The organism is Saccharothrix syringae, assembly GCF_009498035.1.
GTDB lineage: Bacteria > Actinomycetota > Actinomycetes > Mycobacteriales > Pseudonocardiaceae > Actinosynnema > Actinosynnema syringae.
On sequence record NZ_CP034550.1, the window covers coordinates 4,837,977 to 4,853,987 of the forward strand.

Consider the following 16,011-nt stretch of genomic DNA (forward strand, 5'->3'; position numbering starts at 1 on the left):
TGGTGCGCACCCGGACCACCGGGGTGCGGCCACGCGGTGCCTAAGTGCGGGCAGTGGGCGGCGTCATCGACATCCCGGACTCGTCCTCGAAGACAATCCAGGCGTCGAGCGCCGCCGCGGTGCTTCCACCTGCGGCCACGTGTCCTTCCCCCAGTCGGCCACCGCCTGGTCGTCGCGTTCCACCGCCCGCCGCACCGGCACCTGGCGCGTCCAGCCGTGCCGCCGCAACAGCAGGTGAACCCCCCTGCACCGTGTAGCCCACATGGAACCGGCGCCCAATCAGGGTCCTGATCCGCGACAGCGTCCAGATCTGGTCCGGCCAGCCGTGCGCCGTCGGTCCTTTGCGCAACTCCTGTTCCAGCCGGGCGAACTTCGCCTCGTCCAGCCGGGGCAACGACGCTGCTCCGGCCGAGGCCAATGCCCGGGGACCGCCCGCAATCCAGGACCGTCGCCACCGCTGCACCGACCGCACGCTGACCCGCAGGTCTTTGGCGATCGCTGCGTTCTCCTCGCCTGCGGCAAACCGCTCGGCCGCCTACAGGCGCAGCCGTTCCCGGAACTCCCGCCGCTCGGCGGTCATCCCACCACCCTGCGCATACCGCATCCCACCGGCATACCGCAACGATCAAGATATGTCAGCACCAACGATAACACGAATTGAAGATCAGTAGAGTGGTAGCGCAACAGCCCTGTCTTGGGTGAGGGATCGGGTTCTGTGGAAGGAAACCGACCCTACCCAGGCAGGGCTGTTGCGCTATCTCCGCAGGTTAACATTTCTGAATAGCGCTCTTCGAGTCCGAGGGCGCGCCTCTTCGCATGTCATCAGTTCGGCGAGCGGAGGGGCCCGCCGCACACCACTGTCGCCGTGAGGAACCACTAACGGGACGGATCTGGCTTACGGCCCAAGCCCGGCGGACTGGAAGCGCGGTTCGGCTACCGCTTTGGGCGTGGCCGACGGTGTCGTGCTGGTTTCTGGTGCGCCTTGGCGGTGATGGTGCTGACACGACTCGACTGCGAGGGCCTGGTGCAGGATCGACGCCGCCGACGATCTGGACGACGAGGTCGCCGATCTGCGTCGCGCCTATCCTGACCTGCAAGTCCCGGAGAGCTGCATCGGTGAAGGGTCGTGGAACGACCCGCACGTTCAGTTGCGGCGGTGAGCAGAAGCCAGACTGCCCTCAGGCCCATCAGGTATGGACACTGCAAGCGCGGCTGAGCCCGCATTCGACGCCAAGCGCGGCCGTCCACGGCGTGGACCACAGCCCATCACCTGGACGGGCCGGGTGACCGGGTTGCGCCATCTGCGGGTCTCGTCGCGTCCGCAGGTTCAGTCCTTGGTGCTGGCAGGTGGGGTGGACTCGCCTTCCTTTTGGCCGCCTTGCCCGGGGCCAGCTGGCATTGTCGGGAGATTGAAAGGGGTGTTGGGAGCGATGTAGCCCCCGCGCTTCTGGCTTTCGTTAACTCGCTCGTCGGCGGGATTCCTGGGGGTGTCCTGGTTGTCCCGTGTCTTGCTCATGTTCTGTACTCCTTGATGTCGATGTACTCGATCTCGGCCCAGCGGACCAGGAGCCCGCGCTCGCCCGGGACGGGCGTGGGCTTGTTTTCTCTATCGAGGGTGAGCTCGCCGGTCGCTTGATCAACGACGAAGGCCAGGGCGAGATAGAGGTCGCCCTCTTCAGGGTGGCCGGCTGCGTAGGAGTAGCGCCCGTCGGGGGTGCGGCCGAAGTATCCGGCCAGCCAGGTTCCAGACTTGAGTCTGATCAGGACGATGGCCTGCACGGCGTGGCGCCAGAGGTAGTCCCAGGCCCGAGGCTCGGGGGCGTCGCCGACCAGGGCGACGGCCCACTTCTTGTGGGTCTTGTGTCCCCAGCCGACCAGGCTGCCCACTGCGGTAGGCAGCAGGACGTAGGTCAGGGCGACGACTTCCAGCAACCACCAGGTCACGGTGCCGTTCTGAAGTCGCTTCTCGACGACGAGGTACCGATAGAGCAGGTGCTCAGGGGCGGCGAAGACGGCGTGCAGCAGCGCCGAGGATGCCAGGAACCGGATCAGGCGGTCGGAGAAGCTGATGCCGTAGCTGCCTGCGACTCGCTCGTAGGCGAAGGTGTAGGACGCGCCGGGCAGCAGCGCGAGCAAGGCAACCAGCAGACCTTGGAACGTGGCGATCATGCGCGTTGCACGCCCTGTGGCCAGCTCACCAGCACCTCGCGGCCGAGCATGCGGGCGTGGGCGACCGCGTCGCCCGTGCCGCCTAAGCCGCGGGCAGGTTGCCCGTCCCAGACAGCCACCAGCAGGTCACAGTGCTCGACGATGTAGTTGCCCGCCGCGTGGTAGGCAGATTCGTCGGGCACATCGAAGGGCAGTCGGGTGGTGTCCGCCGCGGCGTCGAGCAGTCGAAGGTAGGTATCGAGGGCGTTTCCTCGGAAGGTGGTCTCGTAGGCGAGTGAGGGTATGACGGCGTGCAGCTTGCCCCCGGCGGCGAGCACCAGCTCTGCGAACAGCTGGTCGGCTCCCTCCGCCAGACTCGCCATGCCGGTGAACGGCTCGTGCTGCCCCCTCAGCAGCGCCCGTATGTCATCCTCGGCGCGACGACGCGCAGCCTCGGGCAGGTTCTGGTGCCCGCTGATCCCGATGATCATCATAGGTATCCTTTGTCAACCATGTGCCAGTAGTGCTTGCCCAGCGGGGTGAGACGACAGCCAAGATTCTGCATCGCGGCGTAGTACATGTGCTCGTGCCCGACGGGCTCGAGAAGCTTGCTCGCACGGCACAGCTGGAGCTGCCTAAACACCTCTTCATGCTCGGGGTGCGGCGGTAGACCGCTTTGGCTCTTGTCTGGCTCATAGGTGGGGTCGAGGGGGAACTCGTGGTCGGGTGTGGGGAACCAGGTGGTCAATTGCTGAAGCGTCGTCACGGGCACGTCGGGTTTGCAGCTGCGCAACGGGTGGAGCCGGTCGACGTTGGTCTTGAAGGTGGGACGCTGATCCCAGGCCCCGAAGGACTCCGACAGGTAGGCGTACAGACCGGCCACGGTGACGTGGCCCAGCACGTCGGCCGCCCCGCCGTCGAGAGCGCCCTCCAGGTAGGTGGAAAAGATCCCCCGCCCGTTCAGTTCATCGGAGGTCTGGTCGGAACGACTGGCGGTCAGGATGGACACGCCGTTGCGCAGGACTGCAGCCTTGTCGGCAAGCAGGGACACTGTGCCCGCGCCACCGGAAAAGCAGCAGTCCAGGATCACTACGACCTCACTGACGGGGGAGTTCTTGACGAACTCGAGGATCTCACCGAACCGAACGCCAGGGGTGTTCCCCTGCCCGTCGGTGGTGGCCAAGGCAACGTCCCCGCTCACAGGCCTTCCGTGGCCCGCGAAGTACAGCAGCGCGAAGTCCGCCCCAGGCGCCAGCAACTGTTGGACTGCAGCCAACAGTTCGTCTCGGGTCACCCTGCCGATCAAGGACCGGCAATCGAGGTTGCGGCTGTTGTCCTCGTTGCGCGACAGTAGGGGTTGCAACGCATGAGCGTCGTTCTCACACCCGCCCAAGTCGCTGGTGTGGTCGTAGCGGTCGATCCCGACCAGCAGTGCCCGCCGCATCTCAGAGCCCGTCGATGAACTGCGCGACCGTGTCCCACGTCCACGCCTTGCACGGGGCGCTGCCCATCTCGGCGGGCTTGGTCCGGTAGTCTTCCAACCAAATGCCCAGCAGAGGCTTGCGCTCCTCCACCGCGCACTTAATCTCCCACAACTCTCCGGTGGCGCGTGGCGTGGAGGCACTGATTAGCGCGATCACACCATCGGATCGGCGAATACGCGTCCGCACCCGCTCCTTCCACTGCGTCTCGTAGGGCTCCTTCACCGACATGTCGATGAACTCGAACGGTGTCCGCGCGCTCACGCGCTGCCCCGTGAACAGGTTACGGCTTGCCTCGTCCTCCTTGGCGAAGGCGATGAACACCGTTTTCTTGCCGGACATGAACTTCTCCCGCTTCTTCCGCACCTGTGGCGCAGATTATGGTTGATGGCGGGCCACAGTACACCGAGACACCGACACACCGGAGGCACCGACAACCTGGCGGCGTGGTGACCGCACCCTCAACTCGGTCGTGCGCCACCTGCACAGGGCTGGCATACACGGTTCATAGACCTCCTAGCTTGAGTTTTAACCTGTTCGGCGGGGTCATGGGTTGCTCGACTTGGTCTTCCTGCCGCGTGTGGGTTTCTGCTTGTTTGTGCTGGTGACGGTGTGGACGTCGTGGCGTGCCGCGGGCTGGTGGTTGGACAGTCCCGTGGGGCGTCCCGGGCCGGGTCGAGAGGGTTTCGGGACACGGGCCGGACAGGCCAGTTGTGGACGTAGGTTCCGAAACCCCGGCGGATCCGTGACGGGCTCAGTCGCTGGGTCGGCCGGGGTTTCTCCCAGGGGCGACGCAGGTCGGTGGCAAGTTTGCGGGCGAGGCGGAGCTGGGTGTAGGCGGCCAGCAGTAACCAGGTCCAGCGGTCGGCCGCGTCGGGTGAGGGCAGTTTCGGGGTGGTCCAGCCGAGGGTTTGCTTGAGCATGCGGAAGGTGTGCTCGATGTCGAAGCGGCGCAGGAACGCCTGCCAGGTCAGATCGACCTCGGCGCGGGTGAGGCCGGTGCGGGAGTGCCAGAGCCACACGGGTTTTGGAATCGCGCCCGAGGGCAGACGCTCGACCTGCAGCCAGATCACGGTGCCTTCCAGGATCGGCAGCTCCCCGTCATGGGCGGCCCAGGCGATGTGGTGGGTCAACCGTGGGTGCAGCCGGTCCCAGGCCCGGACCAGCGCGGGGCCGTAGAGTCGGGTGGTGGTCTCGCTGGTGATCTCCGGCTCGGCCCAGGTGGCCCGGTCGCCGAAGACGAACTCGCCGCCGTGGCGGCAGGGCCTGCCCCTCGTGCCGGGCGGATGAGGCGGGGCCGGGCGGCGCAGGACCCGGTCCGACCGCATCCTCACCAGCACCGCGATCGAGAGATCGGCCAGCACGTGCGCCAGTCGCGGTCCGTCGTAGCCTGCGTCGGCGACCGGCAGAATCTCCGGATCACCCGGCGACCAGTGCCCGGCGGCGATCAGTCGGGCCACCACGTTTCTGATCTGTCGGGCGGTCACGCTCGCGGCGTCGTCACCGGGCGCGAGCCGGACCGCGTCCAGCGGCGCGGTCCACGAGTGACGCCCGGTTTCCAGGGCGACGACGATGGAGTAGGGCCAGCCCGGGACCATCATGTGCTGGTCCTTGCCCCGGCCGTAGGTGTGACACAGGATCCGCTGCGGGCAGGTGTGTGCCTCCGGGCGCAGCCAGCAGGTCACGTCCACCGCCAGCACCAGCCGGCCATCCGCGGCACGAGGCAGCGACACCGCAGTCAGCGCTGTCCGCAACCTGTCGATGTCGACACGCCCTCGTGCCAGCGCGGCATAGCCACTGCCATGCCCGCGGCGATGCTCGCCTGTGAACGACAACTCCGCGATCGAGCGGACCGGCCCGTCGGTGCACAACACCGCGTCGGTCAGCTCGAACAAGGCGTCCGTCCGCCGGGTCAGGCACCGGTAGTACTCCTGTCGCAACTCGGACAGCTCCCCGGCCGCACCGGCGTCACGGGCATGGTGCACACTGATCAACTGAAGCCCTTGGTTCGATCTTCTTTCTGTCGCAAGAAGAATGATCAATCAAGGGCTTCACTCGTGATCAACCAGGGTGTCAGCCGACCCCTCAGAGGTTGAAACTCAAGCTAGTGGTCGCAGTTCTGCGAACGTTTCTACTGGCGATGAGTTGTTCACGGTGGAGCGGCTGGACGCTGCACGCCTGCGCCACACGGCCGTGACCTGCGCGCCGAAGGTGGCATGGCGCCCCGACAGTTCACAGCGTGGGTAGGACTCGCAGCGGGCGTCCAGAACATGATCTGGCGGGGGAGCCTTTGGGTCGCAATCGGTTCTGGTGACATTCTGGCCGCTGGTCACACGTGGGCGTTTGAAGGCGAAGGTGGTATTGGGCCTGCGTACATCCGCTGCCGTGTCGGGTGACGGTGTGGCGGCGGACCACTGCGCATCCAGGGTCGGCGGTGTCAGCGTGGAGCAAGGTGTGGGCTACGAGGGGAATGGCCGATCGGCGGGTTACCGCGGTCGGACACGGTGACGGAACTGGTTAGTGTCCGATTGTCCGACGAGTTCCCAGGGGGGTGCAGCTTCATGAGTGAGCAGGTCGAGATTGCTCGACACATCATCGTGTAGAATGTCCGGCGGCACGGTGATCCGTGTCTTAATGGGAGGAGTCTGCTCGGATGTTCGGGATCACGACAGGTACTTCGTTAACTTAATGGACCTTATCCCCGGTACTCACAAACTCTCCTTCGGTGATGCTGTCATCGAAGGGGTATGTGCCGGACTGCGGCGACTGGTTCTGCAATATGAGGAAGGAGCATGAGTTGTTGATGCTTAGCTCGCTAATGATGGCGAGCGACGGTGCGCTCGAAATCAAGTAGATTTTTAAGTGCGGGTCGTAGTGCTTTCTGTAGAGATGGTCCAACGATTCCGAATATCTCCAGCGGTAAAGGCTCGAATTTATTAATTCGAGATTCCCGGATTGAAGGGAAGTGAATCACGGCGCTATAGAAGGTCGTGCCGCTCAGTTGGGACATGCTTGTCGGGCGTTCAATCGAGGGAATGTAAGGCAATTTCGGAGGGGGCCATCGCTTGCCGGTTCGACGGAAAAGTGCAGTAGACTTTTTTCTTAGTAGTTTATGTGACATTCTACGAAAAGTTTCATAAGTTTTGGAATCTGGTGGAACTAGTAGTATTAACCGTTGGGGTGCTATTGTGTAAGTCGCTTCGACGAACTCCCACAACGTCCCGGGGGTCGGATCCATCGCGAGAACAACTAATCTTGCTCGTCGCATAAGGTTGCGAACCTCATCTTGCCACGAATGTGGCGACATCTGTAGGCGTCCGGCGCCGACTGGGGGCAGTTTTTCGCCAGGAGTGCCCACTGTAATTACCGGTCCTATGCGTCGTAGACTCTTAACTAAATGCTCTTCGCCAGTTTTGCCGTGTGCGAATAGAGAGTAAATAAGTCCAAGTGGCGAATGTTGATGTATGCTTAACGGTGCGAAAATCTCTGTGTCGCCGCGACTGGCGTCCTCCTTGAAGCCTCTTAGGTATAGGACAAAGTTGACATCCTCGACGGGCATGGAAATTGGCATGGATGCTCGATGTCTGCGTGCGAGCAGTAAGGTTCGTCGTCCTTCGTTTGATGTCCAGAGTGACAGAGTGTTCAAAATCATGTATGTTGCCCACTTCAAGCCTGTGGGTTTTTCTATATAAAGAATCTGCAGGAGTAAATGCCAAGAGAATATTGCACTAGAGGAAGTGCCTATAGCGGTTATCAAGAGGCCTGTTATGGCGAGCCTCTCGGTTCGGCCACGTAGCATCTTGTCTAGAAAATTCGGCACGCCGGATATGTTCATATGCAATGACCTTGATTGTAGTATTGGGGTGTAGGTTTGAAGATGAGGGCTGATCTTGGTGAGTAGGAGTGGTCGGGCAAGGCGATTCAGGCGGTGTCTCGCAGCTCCTTCGCCCGCACCGGCATCGGCCGGAACGTCGCGGGGTCGAGCACCCGAAATGACGGACCACCTCGTCGAAGACCCAGCGCGAGACCACCAGCGTGGCCAACCTGGGCGACTCCTTAAGCGCCGTGCGTACCGACGGCGCGTCCAGCAGTCGGAAGGCGGTGGTCAGGGAGGTGGCGCCGTGGCCGTCGAAGGCCACTTCGCCGGCGTGCACGGCCATGCGTAATCGCGCGCGTTGCGCGGCGGGGTTGGTGTCGTTGTGCGCGCAGCGCTCGCGCCAACGCCTCGGGCATCACCTCGACCAGCAGCGCCTTGGCGTATTCCGGCGGGATAAGGACGAGCACGCTGTCGCCACAGTCCTCGTGGTAGCACGCCTCCCACGGCACCGCAGCTGCGTGCAGGGCGCCGGTGACGGTCCGGTACAGGCCCGCACGGGTGCCCAGTTGGTGGGGTAGGGTGCGGCGCGGATCGCCGAAGCCCTCCACGTCGACCACGACGATCGTGCGAGGGATCACCTGCCTTGCAACCACCATGCTGGCCTCCGAACGGCCCGAGCGTCGATCCGGTCATGCACGGTTGTACCGGCTCGCGGACCGGTAGTCCTACTGCTGGCACACAGATCACCCGCCTGGCACCATGTCCCGCCGGGCGGTCTGGGCGCCCCAGGACTTCGCTACGACCGGATGGCAAACCGTCGGTTCGACCGAACCGATTTCGTCGTCAGCCCCACAACGTGGATCCGGCCGTTCGGTTCCGACGGAGTGGTCGACTGCTCGCGTTGCCGTCACTGCGATATCCCGCGACTTCCGAGCTGAAGGCGGCAGTCGGGATCGCGGCTGTCTCTGCATGGCTGCACGATGCAGTGGGCGCGACGGCGTGAAGATCGTGGACGGAGGGCTGGAGGTTTCAGCGGAATACCAGAACCGCGAAGGAACCGGTGTGGCTGCGCGGGTGATCATCGCTCTAGCGTCCGTCCAGGACTGGGCCCACTGATTACCTGGGCCTTCACCCCGGATGGTGGACACTGGGTTATGCGGCGTGGGTCAGCGTAGCCGATGTCGGTAGGAGGCTGTTCTCGTAGTCGATCGGGGACGTCTGGCCAAGGTGGGAATGGCGGCGTCGGGTGTTGTAGCGGTGCAGCCAGCCGAAGGCCGCGAGCCGTGTCTCCCTTGCGCTGCTCCAGGTTTGGGCGCCTTGGAGGGCGGGACTTGACCCTGGATGTTGGACACCAGAAACACTTGGATCCTGACGATCCTGACGGACAGGAGTCCCGTTCAGATGGTGATGAAGCACTACCCGCCGGAGTTTCGGGCCGAGGCGGTCGCGCTCTACCGGTCCCGCCCCGGCGCGACGATCAAATCGGTGGCCCGGGATCTCGGAGTCAACCACGAGACGCTGCGCAACTGGATCCGGCTCGACGACGGACAGCGCACCGGGGCGCCCGCCGCCACGGCGAGCGCCCCGGCGCCGGTCTCGCCGGAAGACGAGAACGCCGCCCTGCGCAAAAGGATCCGCGAGTTGGAGGAGGAACGCGACATTCTGCGCAAGGCGGCCCGGTATTTCGCGGGGGAGACGTGCTGGTGAACCGCTTCGGGTTCGTCTCCGAAAACCGACGCCGGTATGGCGTGAAGCGGTTGTGCCAGGTCATCGGGGTCGCCCGGTCCAGCTACTACCGCTGGATGGCCACCACGGCCGATCGTGCGGCCCGGGTCGCGGACGACGCGCGCCTGGCCGCCCGTATCCGGGGTGATCCACCGCGGGTCGGCGGGTACCTACGGCGTCCCACGGGTTACCGCCGAACTGCACGACACCGGAGACTGCGTCAACCACAAGCGCGTCGCCCGGGTGATGCGCGGGGTCGGGTTGGTCGGGCTGCGGTTGCGCCGCCGGCACCGCACCACCACGGTCGACCCCGCCACGGTCAAGGCCTCCGACCTACTCACACGTGATTTCACCGCCGACACTCTCAACACCCACTACGTCGGCGACATAACGTACCTGCCGATCGTCGACGGCACGTTTCCTCTGCCTGGCCACGGAGATGGACCTGTGCTCGCGTCGCCTGGTCGGCTGGGCCGTGGCCGACCACATGTGCGTCGACCTGGTCCTCGACGCCCTGCACGCGGCGGAGCGGACACGTGGAAGCCTGGCCGGGGCGATCTTCCACGGCGATCACGGGGCGCAGGGTGGATTCAACTGGTCGTCGCAACATCCTGATCTTGGATGTGTGCGACGTGGTGACGGCGGACTGGAGTAAGAAGACCAGTGATGTTCCCGAGGGTTTGCGTCGGCAGTGGCGTGCTGATCGGGCACTTCGGCCGGCGATGCGCTCGCCTGGCCGGCCGGACCCGTCACGGGTGGTGCAACGCTGGTTCTGGCGGCTGATCGCCACGGGGGTCACGACGGTGGAGGCGTCGTTGGCGGTCGGCGTGTCGTGGCCGGTGGGTACCCGCCGGTTTCGTCATGCTGGCGGCATGCCGCCGATCTCGCTGGCTGAGCCTGCGGGCCGCTACCTGACGTTCGAGGAGCGCGAGGAGATCGCGATCCTGCGTGCGAAGGGCGCCGGGGTGCGCCGGATCGCCCGCTCTCTGCAGCGGGACCCGGGGACGATCTCCCGTGAACTGCGCCGCAACGCCGCCACGCGCGGCGGGACTACCGCGCGACGGTCGCCCAGTGGAAGGCACAGCAGGCCGCCAGGCGCCCGAAGGTCTCCAAGGTCGTCACCAACGACCGGCTGCGCGAGTACGTCCGGGAGCGTCTGGACGGCACTCTGCGCGGCGCTGACGGCACGGTCGTGGCAGGGCCGGGCGCAGCCGAGTGGAAAGGGCGCAAGATGAAGCCCCACCGAGCGGATCGGCACTGGGCGACGGCCTGGAGCCCGCAACAGATCAGCCACCGCGTCAGGCTCGACTTCCCCGATGACGAGTCCATGCGGATCAGCCACGAGGCGATCTACCAGGCGTTGTTCATCCAGGGACGCGGTGCCCTCAAGCGTGGGCTCGTCGCGTGTCTGCGCACCGGACGCGCGCTGCGCGAGCCGCGGGCCAGGGCGCGGAATAAGCCGCGAGGGCACGTCACCGCCGACGTGGTCCTCTCCGAGCGCCCGGCCGAGGCCGCGGATCGTGCGGTGCCCGGGCACTGGGAGGGTGACCTGATCATCGGCACCGGACGGTCCGCGATCGGCACGCTCGTCGAGCGCTCGAGCCGTTCCACACTCCTGGTGCACCTGCCGCGCCTGGAGGGATGGGGCGAGAGGCCGCCGGTGAACAACGGCCCCTCGCTCGGCGGCTACGGCGCCGTCGCGATGAACGCCGCGCTCACGGCCTCGATGACGCAACTGCCCGAGCAGCTACGAAAGACGCTCACCCGGGACCGCGGCAAGGAACTCTCCGGACACGCCCGGTTCGCGCTCGAGACCGGGACCAAGGTGTAGTTCGCCGACCCGCACTCGCCCTGGCAACGGCCGACGAACGAGAACACCAACGGGCTGCTGCGCCAGTACTTCCCCAAAGGCACCGACCTCTCCCGCTGGTCCGCCGAAGACCTCGAAGCCGTCGCACTGGCGGTCAACAACCGGCCCCGCAAGATCCTCGGCTGGAAGACCCCTGCCGAGGTTTTCGAAGAGCAGCTACGCTCACTTCAACAGCCCGGTGTTGCATCCACCGGTTGAACTCACCCAATACGGCACCAAATCCTTCGCCGACGCCTGCCGTGAAGCCGGAGTGACTCGGTCCATGGGCGCGGTGGGCAGTTCCGCGGACAACGCCGCCGCCGAAAGCCTCAACGCCTCCTTCACACGCGAAACCCTCCAAGGCGCCCAAAGTTGGGGCAGTGCAAGGGAAGCACGACTGGCTCTGTTCGGCTGGGCGCACCGCTACAACACCCGACGACGCCACTCTCACCTCGGCCAGACATCCCCGATCGACTACGAGAACAGCCTGCTACCGACACCGGCTACGCGTAACCCACGCCGCATAACCCCGTGTCCAACATCAGGGGTAAAGTCCCCTCAAGTACACCCTTATGGTGTAGTGATCTTGTTGGTGATCCGCAAAAATGGGGAAGACAAACCTGCCTGTAGCTCTCACGTTCGCTAGGTAGGACCCCCGCTCGCGCAGGGAAGATGAGACCGGCGAGGTGTAGTTGGGCGACGACGGACCACCCCCGCTCGCGTGGGGAAGACACTTGCCGACCAGCGACTTCACAGCGCCATGCGCCAGTTCCCGTTCACTTGACCCGAGCCCGCAACGCTACAAGCCCCCACCCGTGTCCCGCCAGGCGGGACCACCAGCCCACCCCTACCGCGAAAACGCCCCCCGGTACTCCCCGGGCGAAACCCCGACCTGCCTCAAGAAGTGGTGCCGCAGGTTGTTGGCCGTCCCCAGCCCGCTCAGCTCCGCCACCTTCTCCACCGGCAGGTCAGTGGCCTCCAACAGGCTCTGCGCCCGCACGAGCCGCTGGTTCAGCAACCACCGCAACGGCGTGGTACCGGTGGCCTGCTGAAGCCGCCGGTAGAAGGTCCGGCGGCTCATCGACGCCCGCCGCGCCAGGTCGTCGACCGCCAACGGCCGGTCGAGGTTCGCGCGGGCCCAGTCCAGCACGGGGGCCAGGCCCCGGTCGTCCGAAGCGGGCACCGACAGGTCGATGAACTGCGCCTGCCCGCCCGGCCTGTGCGCCGGCACGACCATCCGGCGCGCCAACTGGTTCGCGACGTGCGCGCCGAGGTCCCGCCGCACCAGGTGCAGGCACAGGTCCAGCCCCGCGGTCATCCCCGCGCTGGTCAGCACGTCACCGTCGTCCACGTACAGCACCGAGTCGTCGACCCGCACCTTCGGGTAGCGCTCGGCCAACCGGTCGGTGTGCATCCAGTGCGCGGTGGCGCGGCGGCCGTCCAGCAGACCTGCTTCGGCCAGGGCGAAGGCGCCGCTGCACAGGGACACCACGCGGGCACCCGCGTCGTACGCGCGGCGCAGGGCGGTGATCAGTTCGGGTGGCGCGGGCTTTCCCTCGTCGACGACGTCGTCCGGTACCGACGACACGATGACGGTGTCGGCGCCGACGATGTCGTCGATGCCGTAACCGGTGTTCAGGGCGAAACCCGGTCCGCTGCCCGCCGGGCCCGTCCGGCACATCCGCAGGTCGTACCAGGGGTCGGCCAGGTCGGGTTGGGGCATGCCGAAGACCGTGGCGGGGATGCTCAGCTCGTACAGGTCCCAGAACGCGAAGCCGATCTCCGCGGGCACGACGAGGGCGACCGAACCAGCGCTCATGATCGCCATCGTATGGCACGAATTTGGCGGTCACCGTCACCGGTGCCACTGGCGGCGTCCGCGCTGGACCGCGAACCTGGACGCATGAGCACAGCACCTGAACCGGTCACCGTCATCGGGCTCGGCAACCTGGGGCGCGCGTTGGCCGCCACCTTCCTGCGCCACGGCCACCCCACCACCGTCTGGAACCGGTCCGCGGCCAAGGCCGACGCGCTCGTCGCAGGGGGTGCGACGGCCGCTGCGACGGCGGGTGAGGCGATCGGGGCCGGTGAACTCGTCGTCATCGCGCTGCTGGACGCCGCCGCCGTGCGCGAGGTGCTGACCGACGCGGTGCGCGGGCGCACGCTGGTCAACCTCACCTCCGGTGGTCCGCAGGAGGCGCGGGAACTGGCCGACTGGGCCGACGAGCACGGGGCCCGCTACCTCCACGGCGCCGTGTACGCGGTGCCGCAGACGATCGGCACCGCCGAGTCGTCGATCAACTACAGCGGTTCGGAGGAGGTCTACCGGCGTTGGCGGGCGCCGCTGGGGCTGCTGGGCAGGGGCACCTTCCTCGGCCCGGACGCCGGGCTCGCCTCCGGCTACGACGTGGCGATCCTCGCCGGGATGTACGGCATGCTCGGCGGGTTCCTGCACGCCGCGGAGATGGCGCGGGCCGCCGGGGTGCGTGCCGCCGAGCTGACCCCGATGCTGAAGTCGTGGCTGGCGGACGTCTTCCCGGTGCTGTCCGTCTTCGCCGCGGAGATCGACAGCGGGGACTACGGCACCGAGGAGTCGGGGCTGGCGATGAACCAGGCCGGGCTCGACACGATCCTGCGGGCCAGCCGGTCGCTGGGCGTCCCGACCGACACGCTCACGCCGCTCAAGGAGCTGGTCGACCGGCAGGTCGCCGCCGGGCACGGTGCGGTCAGCCTGGCGCGCGCCGTCGAGTCGCTGAGGGGTGCGGCGTGAGTTCGGTGGTGTCCGACTTCGGTGAGCTGGAGGCCGAGTTCAACAACTACATCGGCGCGATCAACTACGCCACGATGGTCACCGTCGACGCGCGCGACCGGCCGCGGACGCGCGTGCTGATCCCGGTGTGGGAGACGGTCGGCGGCGCCCCGCTCGGCTGGCTGGCCACCTACCGGACGCCGGTCAAGGCCGCGCACCTCGCGGGCAACCCGCACACCAGCTTCTCCTACTGGGCACCGGGCAACGACTCGGTCGCCGTCGACGCCGTCGCCGAGTGGGACGACGCCCCGCCCACCAAGGAGCACGTCTGGGAGCTCTACCGCCGGACCAGCCCGCCCGGTGCCGGCTACCCGCTGGGCAGCTTCTGGGAGTCGCCGTCCGATCCCGAGCTGCACGTGCTCCGCCTGACGCCGTGGCGCGTGCAGGTGATCCGGGGGCGCGACCTGCACAGCCGCATCTGGCGGGCCGGGCAGGCGGGGTGACCGGCGCGGGGTCGGTAGGCTCGGGCCGCGTGATCGACGCGCACGCGAAGACCTACCTGCACGACGACCTGCGCGAGGTGCGCCAGGCGGTGGTCGCCAAGCTCGACGGGCTGTCCGAGTACGACGCGCGCCGCCCGCTGACCCCCACCGGGACCAACCTCCTCGGCCTGGTCAAGCACCTGTCCACCGCGGAGGCCAGGTACTTCGGCGAGGTGTTCGGCCGCCCGTTCCCCGAACCCCCGCCCCGGTGGGACGACCTGTCCGCGCGCGGCACCGACATGTGGGCGACCGAGCACGAGACGCGCGCCGGGATCGTCGACCGGTACCGGCGGGTGTGGGACCACGCCGACGCGACGATCGACGCCCTCGCCGTCGACGCGCCCGGCCACGTGCCGTGGTGGCCGCGCCCCGACGTGGTCCTGTTCAACGTCCTGGTGCACGTGCTCACCGAGACCAACCGGCACGCCGGGCACGCCGACATCCTCCGCGAACGGCTCGACGGCGCGACGGCGCTCGACGGCACCGCCCAGCAGAAGGACGCGGCCTTCTGGGCGCGCCGGCACGCCGAGGTCGAACGCGCCGCCCGGGCCGCGTCCGGTCACCCGGACCGGAACTCCAGCAGGCAGCGCTGATCGGTCAGGTCGGTCGCGGAGGCGAGGACCAGGCCGTGCGGCGCGGCGAGCGCGCGGAACTCGTCGAGCCGGCGCTCGCGGCCGCCGAAGACGGCGAGCATGGTCAGGCTGCTCCGGCTGTCGGCCAGCCGCCCCGCGACCCCTTCGAGGACCAGGACCCGCCCGGCCGGGCGGGCGGCCTCGGCGCAGCGGCCCAGGACGCGGCCGGCGTGCTCGTCGTCCCAGTCGTGGAGGATGTCGAACAGCAGGTAGGCGTCCGCGCCGGCCGGGAGCGGGTCGAAGAAGCTGCCCGCGGTCACCTCGGCCCGGTCCGCCAGGCCGTGGGCGGCGAAGGTGCGGCGGGCGTCGGCGGCGGTCGCCCCGAGGTCGACGAGGTGGCCGCGCATCGCCGGGTTCGCGGTGAGGATCGCGGCGAGCAGGCTGCCCTGGCCGCCGCCGACGTCGACGAGGGTGGGGAAGCGGGACCAGTCGAAGCCGACGACGATGCGCGGGAGCTGCTCGTGGAACCGGTGCGTCATCTGCCGGTCGAACGACTCGCGCAGGCGCGGCTGCTCGGCCAGGTCGGCCCAGAAGTCCTGCCCGTAGCGGCGCGGGTAGGCGGCCCGGCCGGTGCGGATGCTGTGGGCGAGTTCGACGTACGCCAGTTCGCCGCGGCCGCCGGCGGTGTTGACGTCCAGCAGGTCGCTCAGGCCGTTGCCGGCGTCGACGCACAGCTGCGCGCCGTGCGCGGTCGTCTTGCAGCCGGTGGGGGTGCGTTCGACGATCCCCAGGGTTGCGAGGTGGTCCAGCAGGAGGTCGAGCGCGACCGGGTCGACGTCGAGTTCGGCCGCCAACTCGCCGGTGGGCACACCGTCGTGGCGCAGCCGGTCGGGCAGGCCCAGGGTCACCGCGACCCGCAGCGCCATCGGGGTGGCCAGGTCGGCGAGGCGGAGGATGTCGTTCGCTTCTTCTGATCTTCCCACGAAAATCCACTGTGTCAGGTGCGTCAAAGGCGATTTCCCCGAATTCGGTCTCACGTGGGGCCTGCCCGAAAGTACGGGCTGGTGGCGCGAAGGCTTGCCCCTGCTCCCCGCCCCGGCCACACTGCACGCCTCTGCTCACGTTGGG

The 16,011-nt window shown here is 67.1% G+C and carries 12 protein-coding genes and 5 pseudogenes; 8 read left to right on the forward strand and 9 right to left on the reverse strand.

Annotated features, from left to right (window positions below; translation table 11 throughout):
• Positions 1-63 precede the first annotated feature (63 nt).
• The 7 genes and pseudogenes from EKG83_RS49675 to EKG83_RS21050 all read right to left on the reverse strand — a co-directional run bounded on the left by EKG83_RS49675 (position 64) and on the right by EKG83_RS21050 (position 5,614).
• A complete protein-coding gene (locus EKG83_RS49675) occupies positions 64-264 on the reverse strand; it encodes a winged helix-turn-helix domain-containing protein (protein ID WP_407690785.1) in 201 nt (66 codons plus the stop codon).
• A 169-nt stretch (positions 265-433) separates the two neighbouring features.
• A pseudogene (locus tag EKG83_RS50010) lies at positions 434-496 on the reverse strand (hypothetical protein); the annotation flags it as partial.
• A 1,016-nt stretch (positions 497-1,512) separates the two neighbouring features.
• Positions 1,513-2,169, reverse strand: a complete 657-nt coding sequence (locus tag EKG83_RS21030) for a DUF6338 family protein (protein ID WP_033429707.1) — start codon at positions 2,167-2,169, stop codon at positions 1,513-1,515.
• A complete protein-coding gene (locus EKG83_RS21035) occupies positions 2,166-2,639 on the reverse strand; it encodes a hypothetical protein (protein ID WP_211269041.1) in 474 nt (157 codons plus the stop codon). Before EKG83_RS21035 ends, EKG83_RS21030 begins: the two co-directional genes overlap by 4 nt.
• Positions 2,639-3,592, reverse strand: coding sequence for a caspase family protein (locus tag EKG83_RS21040; RefSeq protein ID WP_033429705.1), 954 nt, complete (start codon positions 3,590-3,592; stop codon positions 2,639-2,641). The genes EKG83_RS21035 and EKG83_RS21040 overlap by 1 nt, the downstream gene beginning before the upstream one ends.
• A 1-nt stretch (position 3,593) precedes the next feature.
• Complete coding sequence (locus tag EKG83_RS21045) at positions 3,594-3,971, reverse strand: TIR domain-containing protein (protein WP_033429857.1); 378 nt, start codon at positions 3,969-3,971, stop codon at positions 3,594-3,596.
• Positions 3,972-4,090: 119 nt separating this feature from the next.
• Positions 4,091-5,614 (reverse strand): NF041680 family putative transposase, encoded by a 1,524-nt coding sequence (locus tag EKG83_RS21050; protein ID WP_228122895.1) that lies wholly within the window; start codon positions 5,612-5,614, stop codon positions 4,091-4,093.
• Between the two features lie 3,233 nt (positions 5,615-8,847).
• Here EKG83_RS21050 and EKG83_RS21055 point away from each other — a divergent pair.
• From EKG83_RS21055 to EKG83_RS47990, 5 genes and pseudogenes are all read left to right on the forward strand, one after another.
• Positions 8,848-9,153, forward strand: coding sequence for a transposase (locus tag EKG83_RS21055; protein ID WP_033429856.1), 306 nt, complete (start codon positions 8,848-8,850; stop codon positions 9,151-9,153).
• A 162-nt stretch (positions 9,154-9,315) separates the two neighbouring features.
• Positions 9,316-9,447 (forward strand): annotated as a pseudogene (locus EKG83_RS49685) (IS3 family transposase); the annotation flags it as partial.
• Positions 9,448-9,592: 145 nt separating this feature from the next.
• A pseudogene (locus tag EKG83_RS49690) lies at positions 9,593-9,826 on the forward strand (DDE-type integrase/transposase/recombinase); the annotation flags it as partial.
• Between the two features lie 67 nt (positions 9,827-9,893).
• Positions 9,894-11,239: pseudogene (locus EKG83_RS21070) on the forward strand (IS30 family transposase).
• A 7-nt stretch (positions 11,240-11,246) separates the two neighbouring features.
• Positions 11,247-11,501: pseudogene (locus tag EKG83_RS47990) on the forward strand (integrase core domain-containing protein); the annotation flags it as partial.
• A 366-nt stretch (positions 11,502-11,867) separates the two neighbouring features.
• Here the strand turns inward: EKG83_RS47990 and EKG83_RS21080 are convergent.
• A complete protein-coding gene (locus tag EKG83_RS21080; RefSeq protein WP_211269053.1) occupies positions 11,868-12,743 on the reverse strand; it encodes a GlxA family transcriptional regulator in 876 nt (291 codons plus the stop codon).
• Positions 12,744-12,923: 180 nt separating this feature from the next.
• Here EKG83_RS21080 and EKG83_RS21085 point away from each other — a divergent pair, with 180 nt between their 5' ends.
• The 3 genes from EKG83_RS21085 to EKG83_RS21095 are packed head-to-tail and all read left to right on the forward strand — an operon-like array spanning position 12,924 to position 14,904.
• Positions 12,924-13,790, forward strand: coding sequence for an NAD(P)-dependent oxidoreductase (locus EKG83_RS21085; RefSeq protein WP_033429704.1), 867 nt, complete (start codon positions 12,924-12,926; stop codon positions 13,788-13,790).
• Positions 13,787-14,272 (forward strand): pyridoxamine 5'-phosphate oxidase family protein, encoded by a 486-nt coding sequence (locus EKG83_RS21090; protein ID WP_033429703.1) that lies wholly within the window; start codon positions 13,787-13,789, stop codon positions 14,270-14,272. Before EKG83_RS21085 ends, EKG83_RS21090 begins: the two co-directional genes overlap by 4 nt.
• A 29-nt stretch (positions 14,273-14,301) precedes the next feature.
• The gene (locus EKG83_RS21095; RefSeq protein WP_033429702.1) at positions 14,302-14,904 is read left to right on the forward strand and encodes a DinB family protein; all 603 of its coding nucleotides are present in this window, start codon (positions 14,302-14,304) and stop codon (positions 14,902-14,904) included.
• Here EKG83_RS21095 and EKG83_RS21100 read toward each other — a convergent pair.
• Positions 14,871-15,866 carry a methyltransferase gene (locus tag EKG83_RS21100; protein ID WP_033429701.1) on the reverse strand — a complete coding sequence of 332 codons (996 nt, stop codon included), beginning with the start codon at positions 15,864-15,866 and terminating at the stop codon, positions 14,871-14,873. The two genes, EKG83_RS21095 and EKG83_RS21100, sit on opposite strands and share 34 nt — an antisense overlap.
• Positions 15,867-16,011 lie beyond the last annotated feature (145 nt).

What these genes read in the sequence shown, in the direction of transcription:
- EKG83_RS21040 (WP_033429705.1), bottom strand. Translation starts at nt 3,592, where the DNA reads ATGCGGCGGGCACTGCTGGTCGGGATCGACCGCTACGACCACACCAGC.
- EKG83_RS21085 (WP_033429704.1), top strand. Translation starts at nt 12,924, where the DNA reads ATGAGCACAGCACCTGAACCGGTCACCGTCATCGGGCTCGGCAACCTG.
- EKG83_RS21035 (WP_211269041.1), bottom strand. Translation starts at nt 2,639, where the DNA reads ATGATCATCGGGATCAGCGGGCACCAGAACCTGCCCGAGGCTGCGCGT.
- EKG83_RS21080 (WP_211269053.1), bottom strand. Translation starts at nt 12,743, where the DNA reads ATGCCCCAACCCGACCTGGCCGACCCCTGGTACGACCTGCGGATGTGC.
- EKG83_RS21055 (WP_033429856.1), top strand. Translation starts at nt 8,848, where the DNA reads ATGGTGATGAAGCACTACCCGCCGGAGTTTCGGGCCGAGGCGGTCGCG.
- EKG83_RS21045 (WP_033429857.1), bottom strand. Translation starts at nt 3,971, where the DNA reads ATGTCCGGCAAGAAAACGGTGTTCATCGCCTTCGCCAAGGAGGACGAG.
- EKG83_RS21030 (WP_033429707.1), bottom strand. Translation starts at nt 2,169, where the DNA reads ATGATCGCCACGTTCCAAGGTCTGCTGGTTGCCTTGCTCGCGCTGCTG.
- EKG83_RS49675 (WP_407690785.1), bottom strand. Translation starts at nt 264, where the DNA reads ATGTGGGCTACACGGTGCAGGGGGGTTCACCTGCTGTTGCGGCGGCAC.